The 219-nt window shown below is 46.1% G+C and carries 1 protein-coding gene; it reads right to left on the bottom strand.

The window, feature by feature from the left end; genetic code table 11:
• A partial coding sequence (locus LI126_RS15425; RefSeq protein ID WP_227165774.1) for an amino acid permease occupies positions 1-219 on the bottom strand: 219 nt, incomplete at both ends.

The following is a 219-nucleotide window of genomic DNA, read 5'->3' as shown; positions in this document are numbered from 1 at the left end:
AATTCGCCAAGCGGAGCTGAGACCGAAAAGATTAGCCATCAAAATACTCATAAATCCTGCTACAGAGGCAATGATTGCAGGACCATAAACGATAATCTGCATCCAGCCGGCTAAAAAGCCCCAGATGCGACCGTAAAGATTCTCGATATAGACATACAGGCCGCCAGTATATGGCATCTGCGAACCGATTTCAGCAATCGTTAGACCAGCCGTTAAAGT

Origin of the sequence: Mediterraneibacter sp. 210702-DFI.5.30 (genome assembly GCF_020560115.1) — a bacterium.
Classification (GTDB): Bacteria; Bacillota; Clostridia; order Lachnospirales; family Lachnospiraceae; genus Mediterraneibacter; species Mediterraneibacter faecis.
Note: the sequence above shows the minus strand (reverse complement) of the source record. Positions and strands in the feature narration are given on the sequence as shown.